14 protein-coding genes and 1 pseudogene are annotated in these 19,456 nt (G+C 35.8%); 14 read left to right on the forward strand and 1 reads right to left on the reverse strand.

The window, feature by feature from the left end:
• The first annotated feature begins 188 nt into the window (after window positions 1–188).
• From ACQV2G_RS07500 to ACQV2G_RS07560, 13 genes and pseudogenes are all read left to right on the forward strand, one after another.
• Window positions 189–590, forward strand: a complete 402-nt coding sequence (locus tag ACQV2G_RS07500; RefSeq protein WP_428873616.1) for a GtrA family protein — start codon at window positions 189–191, stop codon at window positions 588–590.
• Entirely contained in the window at window positions 587–1,528 is a 942-nt protein-coding gene (pgfS, locus tag ACQV2G_RS07505) for a glycosyltransferase PgfS (protein ID WP_428876499.1), read from the forward strand. The genes ACQV2G_RS07500 and pgfS overlap by 4 nt, the downstream gene beginning before the upstream one ends.
• Window positions 1,525–4,305 carry a YfhO family protein gene (locus ACQV2G_RS07510; RefSeq protein WP_428876500.1) on the forward strand — a complete coding sequence of 927 codons (2,781 nt, stop codon included), beginning with the start codon at window positions 1,525–1,527 and terminating at the stop codon, window positions 4,303–4,305. Before pgfS ends, ACQV2G_RS07510 begins: the two co-directional genes overlap by 4 nt.
• An 8-nt stretch (window positions 4,306–4,313) precedes the next feature.
• Window positions 4,314–6,329 (forward strand): DUF2079 domain-containing protein, encoded by a 2,016-nt coding sequence (locus ACQV2G_RS07515; RefSeq protein ID WP_428874851.1) that lies wholly within the window; start codon window positions 4,314–4,316, stop codon window positions 6,327–6,329.
• A gap of 128 nt (window positions 6,330–6,457) precedes the next feature.
• Window positions 6,458–7,309 (forward strand): DNA-formamidopyrimidine glycosylase, encoded by an 852-nt coding sequence (gene mutM / locus ACQV2G_RS07520; protein ID WP_428876501.1) that lies wholly within the window; start codon window positions 6,458–6,460, stop codon window positions 7,307–7,309.
• A 37-nt stretch (window positions 7,310–7,346) separates the two neighbouring features.
• Window positions 7,347–7,940, forward strand: a complete 594-nt coding sequence (coaE, locus tag ACQV2G_RS07525; RefSeq protein WP_428873621.1) for a dephospho-CoA kinase — start codon at window positions 7,347–7,349, stop codon at window positions 7,938–7,940.
• A 49-nt stretch (window positions 7,941–7,989) separates the two neighbouring features.
• Window positions 7,990–8,481, forward strand: coding sequence for a transcriptional regulator NrdR (nrdR, locus tag ACQV2G_RS07530; RefSeq protein WP_428876502.1), 492 nt, complete (start codon window positions 7,990–7,992; stop codon window positions 8,479–8,481).
• Complete coding sequence (locus tag ACQV2G_RS07535; protein ID WP_428876503.1) at window positions 8,465–10,000, forward strand: DnaD domain protein; 1,536 nt, start codon at window positions 8,465–8,467, stop codon at window positions 9,998–10,000. Before nrdR ends, ACQV2G_RS07535 begins: the two co-directional genes overlap by 17 nt.
• A 1-nt stretch (window position 10,001) precedes the next feature.
• Window positions 10,002–10,931 (forward strand): primosomal protein DnaI, encoded by a 930-nt coding sequence (gene dnaI / locus ACQV2G_RS07540; RefSeq protein WP_428873624.1) that lies wholly within the window; start codon window positions 10,002–10,004, stop codon window positions 10,929–10,931.
• Between the two features lie 25 nt (window positions 10,932–10,956).
• Entirely contained in the window at window positions 10,957–11,154 is a 198-nt protein-coding gene (locus tag ACQV2G_RS07545; protein ID WP_428873625.1) for a hypothetical protein, read from the forward strand.
• Between the two features lie 330 nt (window positions 11,155–11,484).
• Window positions 11,485–13,425, forward strand: coding sequence for a threonine--tRNA ligase (thrS, locus tag ACQV2G_RS07550; protein ID WP_428873626.1), 1,941 nt, complete (start codon window positions 11,485–11,487; stop codon window positions 13,423–13,425).
• Between the two features lie 152 nt (window positions 13,426–13,577).
• Window positions 13,578–13,826 (forward strand): FtsX-like permease family protein, encoded by a 249-nt coding sequence (locus ACQV2G_RS07555; protein ID WP_428873627.1) that lies wholly within the window; start codon window positions 13,578–13,580, stop codon window positions 13,824–13,826.
• 21 nt (window positions 13,827–13,847) lie between these two features.
• Window positions 13,848–14,383 (forward strand): annotated as a pseudogene (locus tag ACQV2G_RS07560) (ABC transporter ATP-binding protein).
• 534 nt (window positions 14,384–14,917) lie between these two features.
• Here the strand turns inward: ACQV2G_RS07560 and ACQV2G_RS07565 are convergent.
• Window positions 14,918–15,400, reverse strand: coding sequence for a JAB domain-containing protein (locus ACQV2G_RS07565; protein WP_428876504.1), 483 nt, complete (start codon window positions 15,398–15,400; stop codon window positions 14,918–14,920).
• 371 nt (window positions 15,401–15,771) lie between these two features.
• Here ACQV2G_RS07565 and ACQV2G_RS07570 point away from each other — a divergent pair.
• Window positions 15,772–19,456: Cna B-type domain-containing protein (locus ACQV2G_RS07570; protein ID WP_428876505.1), on the forward strand; the 3,685-nt coding region annotated here is incomplete at its 3' end.

Genomic DNA, 19,456 nt, shown 5'->3' on the forward strand with positions numbered 1-19,456 from the left:
ATAGACGATTGTTTGAATGATATTTTATCTGTCTACTTGACAGGGGGCATATCAGAAATTCAATCGTCTTTTTTGTGTCCTTATTAAGACAAAATCTTTAAAATAGCTTGAAGCTTCTAAGCTAGGATGAAAGTCCCCCCCTCTTAGTATATAATAATTGGTGTACATAAAAGAAAAGGACGGAAATTATGATAAAATTAATGAAGCAAATCACTCGTTTTGTTTTTGTTGGAGGGACAGCGACCCTACTAGATATGGGGATCCTCTATTTGCTTAATTATCAATTTGGTGTTAATCACCATATTGCCGCAACCATTGCTTTTGTAGTAGCTACCTTTTATAACTATTACCTGTCTATGAAATTTGTTTTTAAAAGTAAGTTTGAAGCAGGAGAACGACATAAAGAATTCCTGGCTTTTTTCATTTTAAGTGTTATCGGATTGCTAATCACCCTAATCGGCTTGGTAATCTTTGTAGATTGGCTCAAGTGGGATGTAATGATTTCTAAGGTGCTGATCGGTATTGTTGTGATGATTTTTAATTTCGTGACACGTAAAATTTATTTTGAAGGGGAGGCAGACCTACATTGAAAATAACAATTTTGATTCCCTTTTATAATGAAGAAGAAATGATCGAAAAGACTCACCAAGTTTTAAGTGAAGAATTGAAAACAATGGTTGAGTTCGAATTTGAATTACTTTATGTGAATGATGGCTCCTCCGATCACACCTTAGAATTGATGCGAAAAATTGCTGAACAAGATGAGCGAGTTAAATACCTTTCATTTAGTCGCAATTTTGGTAAGGAGGCTGGAATGTTAGCGGGCTTTGATCATGCCAGTGGCGAAGCAGTTATTATTATGGATGGAGATTTACAAAATCCGCCATATTTAATTAAAGAAATGATTGCTAAATATCAAGAAGGCTATGATGTGGTGAATGCCAAGCGAAGTCGAGATGGCGAACGAAAAACAACCAGTTTTTTTGCAAAAATCTTTTATAAAGTTGCCAACACCATGATGGATGTCGAATTGACGGATGGTGTTTCGGATTTTCGTCTGTTATCACGGCCAGCCATTAATGCTATTACCTCATTAAGAGAGTATAATCGTTTTTCTAAAGGATTATTTTCTTGGATAGGTTTTAAGGAAACGGTCATTGAATATGAAAATGAATTACGACAAGCAGGACAAACAAAATGGTCATTCAAAAAGTCTTTAAACTACGCTTTAGATGGAATCCTATCCTTTTCTAATCATCCCTTAAGAATGATTTTTGGCTTAGGTTTAACTTGTATTGCAATTGCCGGACTCTATATTATATGGTTACTTTTTAACTACTTTAGTGATCCGAGTCAAGCAGTATCAGGTTACTTCACCACTATTTTTACAATTGTATTTTTTGGAGGCGTTCAATTAGTCTCCATTGGGGTTTTGGGTGAATATATTGGTAAAATATTCTATGAGGTAAAGGGAAGGCCTCATTATATTATTGAAGAAAGCAATATTAAGAAGGGGGACCAGGAATGAAGAAAAAAACATGGATTTATGGAATGAGCGGCTTGGCTCCTTTGGCCTTAATGCTAGTAGGGTGGTTTATTAATGATTTCTTTCCTTTTGGAGAAAAGTCTTTCTTAGCTATCGACTTTAATCAGCAATTTATTGATTTATATATATTTATGCGAAATTCTTTTTATTCAGGTGATTTTGGCGCTTTGTTTTATTCTTTTACCAAATCAATTGGAGGAAATATGATTGGGGCTTGGGCTTATTACTTAATGAGTCCTTTCAATATATTTTATTTAATTTTACCCATGAAATGGATAACCTATGCTATATTCTTATCGGTATGGTTGCGGTATGGGGCTATGGGCTTATCCATGGCTTATTATCTTATTAAACGCCATGGTGGCCAAAAAAGACCTTATTTGACTTTGATTTTGGCTACCACCTATTCCTTGAATGGTTTCGCTGTGTCTTATCAAATGACACCTATTTTTATGGATGCATTATGGCTAATGCCTCTGCTGCTTGTAGCGCTAGAAAATGTACTGGATGGTAAAAAGCCTTACACCTACATTTTTCTTTTGGCTTCGACTATGATCATTCAATATTATATGGGCTATATGATTTGCTTGTTTATTTTATTCTATAGTTTTTATTATTTGTTTGTTCAATATTACCAAGTACATAAAGACCATTATTTTAAATTTTTAGGACAAAATGTTGTTCGCTTAGGTATGTTTTCTCTAATAGGAATTGGACTGTCAGCTCTATTATTAGTGCCTAACATTTATAACTTACTCTTTTCAAAAGCTGCTTTGGAATCGACTCTATCTTTTGATTGGGAATTACAAATAAATCCATTAGATATCTTTGCTAAGTTAATGATAGGGGCTTTTGATAATGAGTCATGGTCTGCGGGACCGAACTTACCCAACATATATGTTGGGTCCTTAGCTATGGTGGGGGTAATCAGTTATTTCCTATCGAAAACAATTAAAACCAGCCATAAATGGGCGAGCGCTACTGTTTTAACTATCTTCTTCTTTTCTATGACCCATGAATTCACTAGCAAGATTTGGCATATGGGACAAAATCCAGCAGGCTTTTTCTATCGTTTTTCTTGGATTCTAGTCTTTTTCCTTATCTTATTAGCTTATCAAGGACTCAAGGATAAAGTGATTGAAAGCCAGGAAGTTTTCATTGGAATAGCTATTGCCCTCTTAATTCAGTCTGTAGTGATGGTCAAGGAATATTCTTTCCTGACTCCTGAACAAAGACAAGCTTCCGCCTTTATTTTTGGGCTAATGTGGTTGGTTCTTTATTTAGTAAAACAGCCTCACTTTAAATGGCTGCTAGTTTTATTATTAAGTTTTGGAGAGTTAAGTGCCAATGCCTATCTTTCCCAGGGAAGACTAAATCATAACAATGCTTTTAAATTTGAAAATGCACTGGATGTCATTGACGAATCTATTGATAAAATTCGTCCAGACAAAAGCGATTTTTACCGTATCTCTAAAACATTCTATCGGTCTAAAAATGATCCGATGACTTTTAGTTATCCTGGAATGACAACCTTCACCTCTAGTTTAGAAGGCTCTACACGAGATTTGTTCGAAGAACTAGGGAATTCAGCGATTGATGCATCTATTTATTATTATGGTACTCCTTTAACTGATGCTCTATTCGGAGTGAAGTATTTTGTAAATAATGAACCCTTTTCAAGTGATGATCAAGCTGTTATTGATCAGACTTATATTTTTCCAACGGATGTGACACGCCTAGATATTACTAATGAGGCGAATAAGGTAGATGAAACCGATCGATTTACCATTTTCCAAACTCCTAAAACATTGCCGATTGCTTTTGGAGTAAGTAATCAGTTAGCTCAATTGAATTTAATTGAAAACCGACCGATCGCTAACCAAAATGCGATTGCTCAAGCTCTCCTATCAGATGATACAGAAATTTTCAAACTGGTTGAGACCGAGGTGACTTTAACCAACTTAATTCATGGAGCGACACAATCAGGAGGTCAAATCTTTTCTCGTGAAGATAATACACTGGATGGTTCAATGAAGTTGATTTTTACGCCAACTACTGATGATTCCTACTTTGTCGATATTCCGCGCAGTTTATCAACCTATAAGGGAGAAGTCGACATTTTATTAAATGGACAGAATTACGATTATCGCTCTAAATTCGGAGCCAATCAAGTCTTTAATATTGCCCATCAAGCCAAAGGTCAAGAACAAGAGTTGGAGATCATTATTAAGGCTGACCGACAATTCAATTTGACAGATCTGAAGATTTACCAAATGGATCAAAATAAGGTTAACCAAATAATCGAAGACCGGCAGTCAGAGGCCATACAAATAGAAGAGTGGGGCTCCAACTATGTGAGAGGTTCGATTACAATTAAAGATAGCCCTTGGGTGTTTACTTCTATTCCGTACGACCAAGGATGGCAAGTGAAGGTCGATGGAGAACTTGTAGAAGACGAAAAAATATGGGATTCTCTTTTGGCCTTTCAAGTAGAAGCTGGCGAACATCAACTTGAAATGATCTTTCAGCCGAGAGGCCTTTTATTGGGAGCAGGCATTACTAGTTTGTCTGCCTTAAGTTTAATTGCTTGGGCTCTTCTAGAGCAAAAGTACGGCAAGTTCTTAATGTTTCATCTAAATGGTGAGTCGTTAAATAAACGACAAATTGGTCGCTCAGCCAAAAAGTCTCCTACTGACCAGCAGGTTGAAAGGTTCAAAATTACAAAAGACCCAACGAATGACATTAAAGTAGAGGAGTAAATTTCAAGATGAGTCAGAAAAAATCTTTAATTATTTCTTGGTCACTTGGCTTTCACTTTCTATCAGCTTATCTAATAACGGCGATTTTAAACATTATGATGTGTCCTGAACTCAATGTTTTGGTCATTCTGGATAATCAAGTGTCCATATTTTCTTTTTTAAGTATGCTTGTTTTAGTTTTTTCACTTTTATTAGCGGGCGATTTTCATTTTTCAAGAGAAGATTTAAGAGGAGAATTTTTTACTATTGTCTTAGTAATATTTTGTCTATTCTTTACATGGCAAAACTCATCCTTAGTAATCGTCTTGGGTGTGTTTTTTCTTTTAATGACCTACTATTGCTATCTCTTTTTCAATAGACTTAAGAAACAATTCATTGTATTGGGAGGAGCTTTTATCTTAGCGATACGCTTCATTTATCTGGCTGTTTTTTTGAATGAAGAAACATTTGTAACAAATAGTTCATCAATGGATAAAAAATTATTAATCTTATTTATTTTAAGTGCTATTTTAGCTTACTTCTTAACTCGTGGAAGTCTTCTGGAACGATTAAATTTAAGAATGAGGTCTGGGAGTTTATGGGCAATATTCTTTCTGTCCATTATATTGTATGCATCAACAGTTGGCTTATGGGTAATTGCTAGAGTTTTAGTCTATGCTTCACCGACTTATGATATGGGCATTTTTTCGCAGATGTTTGAGAGTATGGCGAATGGGATGGGGCCTATTACAACTTTAGAAAGAGGAGAAAAGTTGTCACATTTTGCAGTGCATCTCTCTCCTATTCATTATTTAATTCTGCCTGTTTATTGGCTATTACCGAGTCCTTTGACTATTCAAGCGCTTCAAGTTCTCATTGTAATGTCAGGAGTCATACCTTTATATTTAATACTTAATCAGTTAAAGTGGAGTGTGAAGTATCGAATTGTCTTTCTTTTGCTCTATTTATGGATGCCATCATTGACTAGCGGTCAATTCTATGACTATCATGAAAATTGTTTTTTAGCACCATTAGTTTTATGGTTAATTTATGCCGACCTCAGTCAATCGAGCTGGAAGATGGCGGTAGCAACCCTATTATTATTAGCAGTCAAAGAAGATGCGATTGTTTATGTAATAAGTATCGGGGCTTTCTTTTTATTACAAAATCTTTGGCCCCAAACGTCTAAGGTAAAAAAAGTAATACTGGGGCTTCAGATTATTATACCAATAGCTTATTTTTTCTTTGCTATTACTTGGTTAAGACACTTTGGCACTGGGGCAATGACTAGTCGCTTTGCCAATTTTATGCTGACAGACCAAGAGGGTTTAATCCATGCGGTCTTTAATGCCATAAAAAACCCCGCATTCACATTAGCAAGTATTTTTACTTATGAAAAGTTAAAGTATCTCTTGATTATTTTTGCAAGCCAGGCCTTTTTACCCTTGCTACAAGTTTCATGGCGCCCGTATATTTTATTGTTACCCCTTTTGGTCATCAATCTTGTCAGTGACTGGCCTTATCAAGTCGACTTATTTAAACAATATCACTTTGGATCGAGCACGCTTATTCTTTTTATGTCTATCATAACCATTGAACATTGGCAAAGAAGAAAAGTGTATCTGTTTCGAACCAAAAAATTCTCATTTGAACAATTATCTAGCTTTTTCATCACCTTATCAATATTAGCAAGCCTTTCGTTTTTTGTAACAATGATAGGCCCTAGAAAGTATGATTATCAATCCTATCAAAACGACACTGAATTTTATCAATCGATTCAAAAGACCTTAGCTAAAATACCAAAAAATAGTAGAGTTGTGACGGTATCCTCATATACGACACCTTTATCAAAAAATTCAGAACTTTATGATCTTTTCTATCATAATAATCGAGAAGTAGACCTTACTATTGATTATGTTGTTTTTAATCGCTCAATTTTAGAAGGTCAATCAGAAGAAAAACAAGTAATTGAAAAATATCTTGCTTCAGGCTATATTGAAAGTGATCTTTCAGGTAGGGATGTTGCTATTTTAGAAGCTAGATAAATTTTTGAACCACCTAATCCTAGGTGGTTTTTAAAATAAGACGATATCATCTTTACTATTCGACATAACCGACAAAGTTCTTCTTTCATGATAAAATAAAAATAGATTTCAGTTTAGGAGTGGGTTAAATGCCAGAATTACCAGAAGTAAATGCTGTCATGATTGGATTGAATCAGTTGGTTCAAGGAAAGACCATAAAAAAAGTAAATGTTTATTGGCCTAGAATAGTAGGGGCTGAAAATGCTGAAGAAGTAAAATTATTTGCTAATCAGTTAATCGACCAACAAATCATTGAAGTCAAACGAAGAGGAAAATATTTAATATTTATTCTTAGCGATAAGGTTATGATTTCGCATTTGCGAATGGAAGGTAAATATCAATACACTCCTCAAGATCAATTGACATCCTATCAAAAAGATAAGCACACTCATGTCGAATTTATGTTCTCTGATGGAACTTTATTGAACTATCATGACGTTAGAAAGTTTGGTCGGATTGAAGTAATAGCGAAAAATGAGCTAGAAAATTATTTTCTCGCCAAGGACTTAGGTCCAGAACCCACAGAAAATGAGTTTGATTTAGCAAGTTTTCAAAAAGACCTATCCAAAATTAATCGTATGATTAAACCTGTTCTCTTAGATCAAAAAACAGTGGCAGGTTTAGGAAATATTTATGTTGATGAATCCTTATTTAGAGCAGGAATCCATCCAGCTAGTTTGGCCAGGTCTGTTCCACTAAGTAATATGCAAGATCTACATCAATCAATCATTGAGGTGATTGATGAAGCGGTCAAGGCAGGAGGCTCATCCGTTCGAACTTACCGCAACAGTTTAGGACAAGCAGGAGAATTTCAACAACAATTGCAAGTGTATGGGCGCAAGGGACAGCCTTGTTTTCGATGTGGTACTACCGTAGAAAAAACTCAGTTGGCTCAACGAGGCACACATTACTGTCCAAGGTGTCAGAGATATTTTACTTAGTAAAAGCAAACATGATCGACTAAACAGGAGGTATAGTATGACGTTTTTGATAGCATTAACAGGAGGAATAGCAACCGGTAAATCAACCGTGGCTCAAATAATTAAAAATTTAAACTATCCAGTTATTGATACGGATCTAATTGCAAGGAAAGTAGTTAAGCCTGGTAGTAAGGGATTAAATAGACTGGTTGAAAGATTTTCTGAAAAAATCCTATTGGGCTCAGGTCATTTAAACCGTCCACTTTTATCGGCAATAGTCTTCAATGATTCTCAAGCTTTAGAAGCCCTCAATCAAATTTTACACCCTTTGATTCTTGAAGAGCTAAGACGTCAAATTAAAACGTTATCTGAACCATTGGTATTCGTTGAAGTGCCCTTGTTATATGAAGTGGGTTGGCAAGCTTTCTTTGATCAGGTGTGGGTGATCTATGCGCCTTATCATAAGCAATTAGAACGCTTGACTCAAAGAGATCAAATCGATCTAGAAATGGCTCAAAGAAAAATTTCTAGTCAAATCCCCACTATCGAAAAAATTGAGCAAGCTGATTTTGTCATTGATACTGAGTTTGACAAAGAGACAGTTGCTGAACAAGTTAATCAAGCATTACAAGATTTATTAAATAAGCTATAATAGAATTAGGAATTACTTTAATATATTTATATAGAAAGGGGGAGCTTTGATGGAATGTCCAAAGTGTCATCAGCAACAATCCAAAGTAATTGATTCCCGACCCGCAGAAGATGGTGCATCTATCCGACGTAGAAGAGAGTGTATGACTTGTGGTTTTCGTTTTAATACTTATGAACGTATTGAGAGAACACCTTTATTAGTAGTTAAACGTGATGGAACACGTGAAGAGTTTAATCGTGATAAACTCTTGCGTGGTATTGTTAGAGCGGCAGAAAAACGACCGATTAGTCGTGAGCAAATGGAAGAAGTGGTCGGTCACGTTGAAAATAAAATTCGAGAAGTTTGTGAACAAGAAATTGCTAGTAAAGATATCGGTGAATTTGTAATGCCTTTATTAATGGAATTAGATGAAGTGGCCTATATTCGTTTTGCTTCGGTATACCGTGAATTCCAATCACGTGAAATGTTTATTAAAGAACTTGAAGCCCTAACGCTACAATCAAAATCATCGGAGCAAGAGGACCATGGTCTTACAGATTAATCCTTATCAACCTTATCAAGTCAAATTAGGCCTTCCTTTATCATTTCAGCAACTTCAATGTTTAACTCAACTTTATCAACCGATTATTGGGGCCGATGCAGTCAGTTTATATTTAACTTTGGCCCACCAACCGAGAGAAAAACTTAATTGGACCTATCGGACGATGCACTCTCGATTATTACCTGTTCTTAATATGGGTATAGGGGATTTCAATCAAGCACGCATTCATTTAGAAGCTGTGAATCTTATAAGGACTTATCGAGATGAAAAGTCACATGATGACTATACACGGCAAACTATTTTCTATGAAATGCAAATGCCTTTGTCAGTGGAACATTTTTTTAAACATCCCCAATTATCATTAGCTCTTTTTAATCAAATAGGTGATGAGTCTTATTATGGCTTGATTCGTCTGTGGAAAAAAGAAGACCTAGGGCAGACAGCATTAAGCGAAATCACCTTACCTTTCGCTGAGGTTATCAATGCTAAAAGCGAAAACTTTCGTCGTAGTGAATTATTTGAAGCGACCGAAGGCATACAATTCCAAGACCAATACTCAAATTTTGAGCTTGATGAAGACAACTTTCAAGATAGATTTGATTTATCTTTCTTTTATCAGATACTAGCCAGTAAACAAGTTGCTAAAGAATTGATAAGCCAAGCTGTCTTGAACCAAATAGCTAGCTTAAGTCAGTTTTATGAACTAGATGAGGAAGCTATGGCGCAAGTTGTTAAACTCGCTCAAAGTCCAGTCACACAACAAATTGATCTTGAATTGTTAAGAACTTATGCAGCAAAATATCAGTATTTTAAGAAACGCGAATATTATGATCAATTAGTCGACCAGTCAGTCAAAGCAAGTCACGAAGAACTTGCTAATTTGAAAAATGATTTAAGAACGAACTATCCAAGCTTTACCGATCAAGAAATTGAAATTATACTTATCTGTCAGCAAATGAATCCAAGTGAATTTTTAAATCAAATTAAAGAAGAAGCAGGCGGATTTGCGACGAGTTCTGAACATTATTATTTAAAAGAACTAATTGAGAAATCACGTCTGCCACAAGCTGTCTTGAACTTTTTAGTTTATTATTTAATCGTTATGGAAGGGCACGCCAATTTTGAAAAAGGAAGATCGAATCGATTGGCTAATGAGTGGCAACAAGTGGGACTATCCAATCCTGCAGAGGCCTTGGAGTTCTTACATAAGCAGAGACTCTTTAAAGAGAAACAAAGTAAAATTAAAGACAAGCAAAAAGCACAATCATCAAAGAACAATTGGACTAACAAAAAAAAATATCAAGAGTTGGTGCCTAGTTGGTTGAAGGAACAACAAAATCCAAAAGCCACTTCTCAAGAAAATGCTAGCAGTAAACCAGTTGAGACAAATGGTAAGAACGCATTGTCAAAGGAGATAGATGATGACTCTATAGACAAAGGCGCAAAACCTTCGTCACAATTAAAAGAAGAAGAAATTCGCAAACGACTAGAGAACTTATTAAATAAGGGGGAAGATTAAGATGCAATCCATCAAACAGCTGATGAAAGATTTTGAAAATCAAACACCCCAATCTGCTTCAAGTCAAGAAATGACAAAAGTGCTTCTCAATTATCCTGCTATTAAGGATTTTATCAATGCTAATCAGGACAAAATTTCACTAGAAATGATCATGAATTCTCTATCCAAACTCAACGAGTATCGGATGGAAAAAGAAGCCATGGCAGCAGGTAAAGAAGGGCAAAACCCTGGTTTTACACCGGAACTTTTTATCAACTATAACTATATAGATGTTACCTATGTGCCCACTCAAAGTTATTTACATCAACAGGCCCAAAGAAAAACAGCTGCTTTAATTGATAATCGGATGATGGCTCTAGATGTTCAAAAAGCAAGGCTTGAAGATTACGACTTAACCAGTCCGCAACGTTTAGTGTTGATGGAAGCTGTCACAACTTTTATTGAAGAGATTAAAGTGAATATTCGTCAAGCCAGAGGTATGTATATCGCTGGACCGTTTGGTGTTGGAAAGACCTATTTATTAGGGGCCTTAGCCAATGCTCTAGCCAGTTTGGGTTATCAAGTATCGATGATTCATTACCCAACCTTTACGATGGAAATGAAGGCTGTGATTGGGCAAGACAATCAATTATTTATGATGTTAGAGCAAATTAAGAAGAAAACAGTTCTAATTATTGATGATATTGGGGCGGAATCGAATTCAGCTTGGTTAAGAGATGATTTATTAGGGGTTATACTCGAACATCGGATGAAGGAATCCTTACCAACATTTTTCACTTCCAACTTCACAATGGCAGAGTTAGAAGTTCATTTAGCTTCTAGTCGTAATGCTTCCGACGTGACGAAAGCGGCAAGAATCATGGAAAGAATTAAATTTTTAACTAAGGAATGGCAATTGACGGGAGAAAATCGCCGCTTATCTAACCGTTAATTTATTAAAGAGAGGAAATCGATGTATGAGAGATGGATTCAAATCAACAGATTTTAAAAAAGAGCAAAGGTTTATATTGCTAGTCCTTGCTATTGCACTGATTATTCAAATAACGGTGGCAGGGTTGTATTTCTTTGTGGAAAAGCAAACTGTTTTATTATTTCCTATGTTTTTAGGGATTTTAGCTAATTTGACTGGCATTGGCAGATTAATGCAATTATGAAACTAATTCTTGCATTTTTTTAAGATTGATGGTTTAATGAATTTAACTCAAGATAAGAAATTAATGAGAAGTCACGAAGTTTAATTCCCTCATTTCAAGAGAGAGGTCGTTTGCTGGAAGACCTTAATGATAATTAGCTTTACCCCTTCTTGAATGCTCGACTCAAGCATGAGTGGTAAGTCGAGACGTCGGAGGCGTTAACTCTATGAGATTATCTTATAAAAGATAATGAACTTGGGTGGAACCACGTCGAATACACGTCCCATTGGTTAGTAATAGCCAATGGGACGTTTTGTTTTAAGTTTCAGTAGTACGGAGGAGGAATCTTATATGTCAACAATTCATTTAACATTACCGGATGGTGCTGTAAGAGAATATCAATCAGGCATCACACCTATGCAAGTAGCAGAATCTATCTCTCGTTCTTTAGCTAAAGCAACCTTAGCAGGTAAATTTGAAGGAGAGATTATTGACCATAATCGACCAATTGAAAAGGATGGGTCAATTGAGATTATCACTAATAAAAGCGACGAAGCTTTACAAATTATGCGTCACTCAACCGCTCACTTAATGGCTCATGCTATGACTCGTTTGTATCCAGGTATTCACTTTGGTGTAGGACCTGCCATTGATTCAGGATTCTATTATGATACTGACAAACCAGATCCAATTACCGAAGAAGAATTGCCAAAAATTGAAAAGGAAATGAAAAAAATTATTTCAGCCAATTATCCAATTGAACGGCGAGTAGTATCGCGTCAAGAGGCTTTAGAGATTTTTAAGGATGATCCTTACAAGCAAGAGTTAATCAATGATTTACCTGAAGACGAAATTATCACCGTCTATACGCAAGAAGATTTTACTGATTTATGTCGTGGAATTCATGTGCCTTCAACTGGTAAGATTAAGACTTTTAAACTCTTGTCACTCGCTGGAGCTTATTGGCGTGGCAATTCTGATAATAAGATGATGCAAAGGGTTTATGGAACAGCATTCTTTAAACAAGAAGATCTAGATGAATTCTTAAGATTACGTGAAGAGGCCAAGGAGCGCGACCACCGTAAATTAGGTAAAGAATTGAACATATTCATGATTAGTCCGGAAGCGGGATCAGGTTTACCTTTCTGGCTACCTAATGGAGCAACTATCCGTCGTACCATCGAACGCTATATTACTGATAAGGAAATTTCATTGGGTTATCAACATGTTTACACTCCAATCATGGCCAAGACGGATCTTTATAAGACCTCGGGACACTGGGATCATTATCAAGATGATATGTTCCCGCCTATGGATATGGGTGACGGTGAGATGCTTGTTCTAAGACCGATGAACTGTCCACACCATATGATGATTTATAAAGATGATATTCATTCCTATCGTGAACTACCTATTCGAATTGCAGAATTAGGGATGATGCATCGTTATGAAAAATCGGGTGCTTTATCAGGCTTGCAGCGTGTTCGTGAAATGACACTTAATGATGCGCATATTTTCGTTCGTCCTGACCAAATTAAAGAGGAATTTAAGCGTGTGTTACAGTTGATTTCTGAGGTATATGAGGACTTTGGCATTACAGATTATCGTTATCGTTTATCATACCGTGATCCTGAGGATACTAAGAAATACTTTGATGATGATGAGATGTGGGAAAAAGCCCAAGCTATGCTTAAAGAAGCTATGGATGAATTAGAATTGGATTACTTTGAAGCGGAAGGGGAAGCAGCTTTCTATGGGCCTAAGTTAGATGTTCAATTCAAAACAGCTATTGGCTTAGAAGAAACCATGTCCACAGTACAATTAGACTTCCTACTTCCAGAACGCTTTGACCTAACTTATGTAGGTGAGGATGGTCAAAATGACCATCGTCCGGTTGTTATCCACCGTGGTGTAGTTTCAACTATGGAACGATTCGTTGCCTACTTAATTGAAGAGTACAAGGGATCCTTCCCTACTTGGTTAGCTCCAGTTCAAGTTGTTCTTTTACCAGTTAATCTCGCAGCCCATGGTGAAAAAGTAGAAGAAATCTATCATGCTTTGAGAAATGTTGGTGTTCGCGTTGAAATGGACTTGCGTAATGAAAAACTTGGCTATAAGATTCGTTCAGCTCAAACTTCTAAAGTTCCTTACCAATTAGTAATTGGGGACAAAGAAGTTGAATCTGGTAATGTGAATGTTCGTCGTTACGGTCAAGAAAATTCAGAATCTGTTTCGGTTGAAGATTTCATTGCAATGATTTTAGCGGATATTAATAATAAATCGAAAAAATAAAAAATTATAATTCTAAACACTTATCGCCCAAATTGTCTTTATTAACTACTTAAAGGCAAATTTGAGACTAAGTGTTTTTTTAATTCACAAAAATTATTTTCTAATAAGGCGGCAGTTATTAGCAATGATCATAGCAGTCTTGTATAGGTGTCATGAAGGCACAGGGTATTTCAAGCTTCGTTATCGGTAGCTCAGTCGTCTACCAAACTTTACTAATGGCGGTTATAGGAGCCACGCTCGGTTTGATATTTACTCTTTTAACAGCCCTTTATTTACCAGCAAAAGTACCTTTTGCTTTTTCATGGGAATTAATTGGAATTACAATGATCTTAATGATTGTCTTTGCGGTTTTAGGTGGATTGCTTTCAGTTAGACAAATTGTACGCATTGATCCAAGTTAAGCGATATCTTAGGAGATAAACGTGAAAGCCATAGAAATTAAAAATATTGAAAAAAGTTTTAAAGATGGTGACAAAACAATTCAAGCTTTGAAACAGACTAATTTTGTGATTGAACCAGGCGAATTTGTGGCCATAATTGGCCCATCTGGTTCTGGTAAAAGTACTTTATTATCGATTATTGGAGGGCTCCAAAGTCCTTCAAAAGGTCAAGTCTACTTAAAAGAAGAAGATTTTTCAGCTTTAAGTGATAAAGAACGTACTAAACGCCGCTTTGATAAAATAGGTTTAATTTTACAAGCCTCGAATCATATTCCTTTTTAAAAGTTAAAGATCAATTCCGCTTAGCTGATGAATCGACGGCTAGTTTAGATAGTGAACGTGCTTTCGAGGTAGTGGATCTCTTAGCAAAAATGACTAAGGAAATAGCATAAGCAACAATTATGGTGACGCATGACACGCGGCTAATATCTAAATGTGACCGATTTTTTAAAATGATAGATGGAAAATTAGAAGAAGCCGATAGCAATGAATATTTAAAAAGCAGATTTCCTTTTTAAAGGAGATCTTTGAGGGCATGAAAAGCGATCTGATTACGTGCTTCAAAAGTTTTACTATCGGCATTGACTGACATCATAGAAATCACCCACTTTCTTTTTTTATACATGACAAAGCCTTGTAAATCACTAAAAGCTAGTGATTTACAAGGCTTTGTCTACAGTCGGAGAGCTTAGCGAAGCTAAGGTATTATATTTTGTAGTTAGATGATTTGACATTCGTTATAAAAAACAGCTTTAATCGAATCAATTCGAGTGGGACTTATGAAGTAAAAACTGTCCCGTCTCGCCCCACTCACTGTTTCTTAGCTTTGAAATTGTGCCCCATTATTTCAAAGGGATTGCATAATATAAAGGTTTATGAGCGCCTCACTTAAACCCTCAAAGGTTTGTTTTTTGGTGCTCGAGAGGTTGAATTTTAATAAAAATACCGCAAAACCACCTTGAACTCTTATACTCTTACGCAATTGCTGTGCTTAACGGTGCAATTGCATTCAGCGCGCTTAGCTTTAAGAGAGGGCGCTTGGCTCCCACCTCTTAAAATAATTCGGGGTAGTCCGAACGAATTGAACAAGATTGATCGTCACCAACAACTAAATGATCAAGTAGTTCTACTCCCATGAGTCGACAAACTTCACTCAAGCGTTTAGTACTTTGTATAACTGCTTGCGAAGGGGCGGGGTCGCCACTGGGGTAATTGTAAGATAGGATAAGACGGGAGGTTGGGTACTTAAGCACCTCGTGAAGAATTTCTGCGGGGCTAAGGATGGTCGAATTGACATTGTCAATAAAAATCTCTTGCACCCCTCGAACTTTATTCTTCGAGTCTAAGAATAAAGCGACCGGCTTTTCTTTTTTAGTTTCCTTACAATATAAATTCAGATATTTAGCCACATCTGCGGGGTTAGTGACGGTCTGTCCCTTGAGTACAGTGGTAGCGTATGCGGTGATTGCCCCTTTGATGACTTCCAACTTGAACTTATCTGTTTTAGTAATTTTTTTGAAATGACGAATTGTCAAATCAAATGCAACACCTATAGTAAGAAACCAAAAAGCAGTCGGGATCTAATAGTTTATGGATAGCTGTTTTTCTTTCTGCCCCCTGCGTGCGCTTCGATAATAGATTAATGATACTCATTAAAAACATCTCCTTATTTTCTTTTTAGGGATGGCTTTTCAGTATTTTCGTCCACGGCGGGCGGTGTAAATTGCTGACAATTGCTTCGGATTTTAAGTAAGGGGAATTATTTCCTTTTTCATCAAAAACATTATTTCTTATGAATGGACGAAAAATTTGACACTACCCATATCATTGTTAAATTTTTTTTTTGTGGTATATAATAAAAGCAACTATGCTAATAATAGTTATTTATTAAAAAGGAGTGAAGAATATGCAAAAAGTCATGCAGTTAATTTTAACCGTAATGCTAATTTTTAGTAATATGGTGCGTCCCATTGTAAGTTATGCAACAGAAGTTCCAATAGTGGAAAGTTCTTTAGTAGAAGAAACAATAAATACAGATACTACAAATAGAATGGAAGAAACTCAAGAGATTGAAGAAAATCAAAGTCAGGAAGCGAATGAAACGACTTTTGTCGAAGAATCAATTGATGCGAATCAAAACATAGACACATCTAAGGATTCTGATGAAGAAACTAAAGAGCATTTAGAAGCTTTGACAGAAGAAAATAAATTAGAAAGCAATACAACTGATGTTACTAATTTTCTTTCTCGTTTTTCCTTATATATCAAAGATGGTCAGCCTCAAGAGTATGTTACTGGACGAGAAGCGTTGTTCTATATGGGCTTGTCCACTACGGATTCAGCTTCAGGAAACGGTAATTATACTGTAAAAATTAATCTACCCAAAGCGTATGTGGATTACGATTCGATTGTAGCCTCTTCAAATGAGACTCAAGGAGTACCCTTTGAAATTACAGAAGATGGTAATAATTATGTTATTACTTATAAATTTAATAATTTTTCAAGTGGTAACAGTATAGACCTTCCAATAAGGTATCGCACTAAGAGTGGAGAAACTCCTAATGGGTATCAACAATTAATAACAGCTACTATCACAAATGAGAATACTGATTTGTTGGGACAAGATTCACTCACTATAAATTGGAAAACTACTGAGTTTCGGTCGAGAAAAGAAATTAATCAAAATAGTGATGATGGGAGTAAAGTTAATGGTGGATTAGAGGATTCATCTAATCCAGGTTTTCTATCTGAGAACTTAGAAGAATTGAATCCAATTCCGTTCACTTTATATATGAGTTCTATTCGAGGTACGCCTAACTATGGAGAACGGTATTTTGAGAAGGTAATCTATCGAGATATCTTACCCGAGGGTGCAGTGTTTATCCCAGAATTGAATAACGGTTGGAATTATGATTCAGCCACACATACAGCAGAGTATATAGATGAGAGAGTTTTAACATTGGGTGGAAATAGAGGTCATACCTCGCCTGTCTTATATCTGAAATTTCCTGGCTATGAAGTCAATAAACCAATAAGTAATACGATGAAAGCAACATTTATTCCTCAAAACAAACCGGAATACGAATTAGAAATAAATCAAGAAGATGATATAACCTTTTCTCTAATAAGTAATACAAATTCGTTTAATGGATTTAAGAATGGTAGTGAAAGGATTGCAGATATTCCCAAGATTAAAGAAGAATTCGAGGGCTATTGGACGCTTATTGTAAGAAATACTAATAGTGAAATTGGTAGCAATATGAACAAGATTATCATGAGAGATCATGATTTGGATAAGAGATTCTATTTTAGTAAAATGACAGTTCAGCGAGCGTCAGATGAAATTTTTAAAGGTACAGTTGATATTCTTTTTGTCAATGAACAAGGAGAAGAAAAAACGATAGCCACAGATGTATCTATAGCAGAAGCTGATTATACGGTAGAATTAGGTAAAGATGTGAAGGATGTGATAATTAAGTACTCTTCTTCATCCGATGAAAACGGTGGACTTAAACCAAGCCAATCACTTAGAGTCTTCATTTATAGTAAGTTTCGTGACCCTTCGACAGTAAATTTTGATGAAGAAAATGCCAATAATAATAAGTTTTATAATCATCTTACGATAGAGGCTGATTTTGAAGGGTCAAACACGCCCATAAGGCAGAAAGCCTCTGAATTCAAAGAGTTGGAGAAAGTTGACACTGGCGCATACCTTATAAAAACGGCTGATTCTTCGAACAATACTTTTTTTATTGGAGAAACTGTGAAATATAAATTAGCTCCCTATATTAATAAATTACCTAAGGGAAATAGTATTGATTTCACAAAAGTCATAGATTTATTACCCAATGGGTTTGAATATGTTCCAAACAGTTCGAAATTTAATAGTTATACTGATAAAATATATAGAATTAATGACAACCAACTAATCGCAAATACGGAGCCGGAAGTGGTTACCAATTATAAAGGCACCGGTCAAACGGCTTTGATTTGGGTATTACCGTCAGTTACTAGTATCGATCACTCTACATACAGTTCTACCACAAGATCGCCATTTTCTATCGAGTATCAGACGAAAATTACGAAGCTAGCTACTGAAGGTAAGAATGAAAATAGTGCTTATTTAGCTTGGAGTAATAATGAAGAAGTTAAAGTTTTTAGAGGTTCTGTCGAGGATATCTTTGATTTAAATGATAATGGGAGCACTTCCGACAGTATTGCTATGTCAAAGCAAGCTATTACATATGCCCCTCCGAGAGAAGTTATAACAACAAAATCCGTTAAAGGGAGTTTAGATCAGAATTTCACTTTAGCTCCTGGAAGTGGCTTTTCCGAAATAAATACATCCGCAGAGTACAATATGTCCGTTCTAAATAATTCAACGAACGATGTTGAAGAATTAATAATTTTAGATATTCTTCCTCATAAAGGAGATAAAACGGTAGGGACTTCCTATGAATCAGATAGTCGAGTACCTCGAGAATCGGAGTTCTCTGTTCAATTAGAAGGACCTATTCAAGCACCCGAAGGATTTCAAGTGTTCTATACAAGTGATACTCCATCAGAAAACATGAAAAACTATACCACCGAGGCTAATTGGACAAGTTCTCCTAGTAATTTTACTACTGTCAAAGCTTTTAAAATTGAAATGATCGAAGGATACACTCTAAAGACTGAACAAAGAGCATCATTTAATGTACCAATAAAAGTCCCTAATGATTTTGACCTCAAACTAGGTATGAAGGCAGTTAACTCCTACGGAACATCATTATCATCGAATCTTGATTACTTTGAATCGAACAATGCGATTCTTGAAATTGTTCGCTATCAAGTAGAAGGTTATGTGTTTGAAGATACGGATAAAAATTCGATACGAAGTGAAGATGAAGCAGTTTTTCAATCGCATAAGGTTGCTTTAGTGGATGAATCAGGCAATCCGGTGACCGATCAAGAGGGAAATCCAATTGAAACACTAACGAATGACAAGGGATATTATCATTTTGATGTGTTCAATCACGGAAATTATCGAATTAAAATAGGCACTCCTGAGGGGTATATTCTTACGGAACCTAACCTTGAAGACGCAGAAGGGTCCACAATCTTAGACGCTAATGATGGATTAACAGATGTCTTCACGTTAAATAGAGAGAATACTATTGCTAAAAGGAATGCTGGGTATTATTCAGATTATGCACCTATTCAAGGCGTTAAAACTTGGGATGACTCTGATGATCAAAATGGTAAACGTCCAGAATCAATCATTATTAATCTTTTGGCGGATGGTGTAAAAGTAGATTCTAAAATAGTTACTGCCGCCGATAATTGGAAGTACAGGTTTACTGGTAAGCCGATTGAAAAAGATGGTAAAAAAATTGAATACACTATTACTGAAGATAAGGTTGAAGGTTATGAGACAGTTATTGATGGGTTTAATATTACTAATAAATATGTTGAAGTAGTAACTATTGAAGGGGTAAAAACCTGGGACGATAGTAACAATCAAGATGGTATACGTCCAGCAGAAATCACGGTAAAACTCTTAGCAAACGGTGAAAAAGTAGCGGAACAAACCGTTACAGCAGACGATGAGT

It is taken from the genome of Facklamia sp. P12955 (assembly GCF_050409565.1).
GTDB lineage: Bacteria > Bacillota > Bacilli > Lactobacillales > Aerococcaceae > Facklamia.

Excerpts from the sequence above, each read along its gene's own strand:
- mutM (WP_428876501.1), top strand. The coding sequence starts at position 6,458 with ATGCCAGAATTACCAGAAGTAAATGCTGTCATGATTGGATTGAATCAG.
- ACQV2G_RS07515 (WP_428874851.1), top strand. The coding sequence starts at position 4,314 with ATGAGTCAGAAAAAATCTTTAATTATTTCTTGGTCACTTGGCTTTCAC.
- nrdR (WP_428876502.1), top strand. The coding sequence starts at position 7,990 with ATGGAATGTCCAAAGTGTCATCAGCAACAATCCAAAGTAATTGATTCC.
- ACQV2G_RS07555 (WP_428873627.1), top strand. The coding sequence starts at position 13,578 with ATGAAGGCACAGGGTATTTCAAGCTTCGTTATCGGTAGCTCAGTCGTC.
- ACQV2G_RS07545 (WP_428873625.1), top strand. The coding sequence starts at position 10,957 with ATGAGAGATGGATTCAAATCAACAGATTTTAAAAAAGAGCAAAGGTTT.
- coaE (WP_428873621.1), top strand. The coding sequence starts at position 7,347 with ATGACGTTTTTGATAGCATTAACAGGAGGAATAGCAACCGGTAAATCA.
- ACQV2G_RS07510 (WP_428876500.1), top strand. The coding sequence starts at position 1,525 with ATGAAGAAAAAAACATGGATTTATGGAATGAGCGGCTTGGCTCCTTTG.
- ACQV2G_RS07535 (WP_428876503.1), top strand. The coding sequence starts at position 8,465 with ATGGTCTTACAGATTAATCCTTATCAACCTTATCAAGTCAAATTAGGC.
- ACQV2G_RS07500 (WP_428873616.1), top strand. The coding sequence starts at position 189 with ATGATAAAATTAATGAAGCAAATCACTCGTTTTGTTTTTGTTGGAGGG.
- thrS (WP_428873626.1), top strand. The coding sequence starts at position 11,485 with ATGTCAACAATTCATTTAACATTACCGGATGGTGCTGTAAGAGAATAT.
- dnaI (WP_428873624.1), top strand. The coding sequence starts at position 10,002 with ATGCAATCCATCAAACAGCTGATGAAAGATTTTGAAAATCAAACACCC.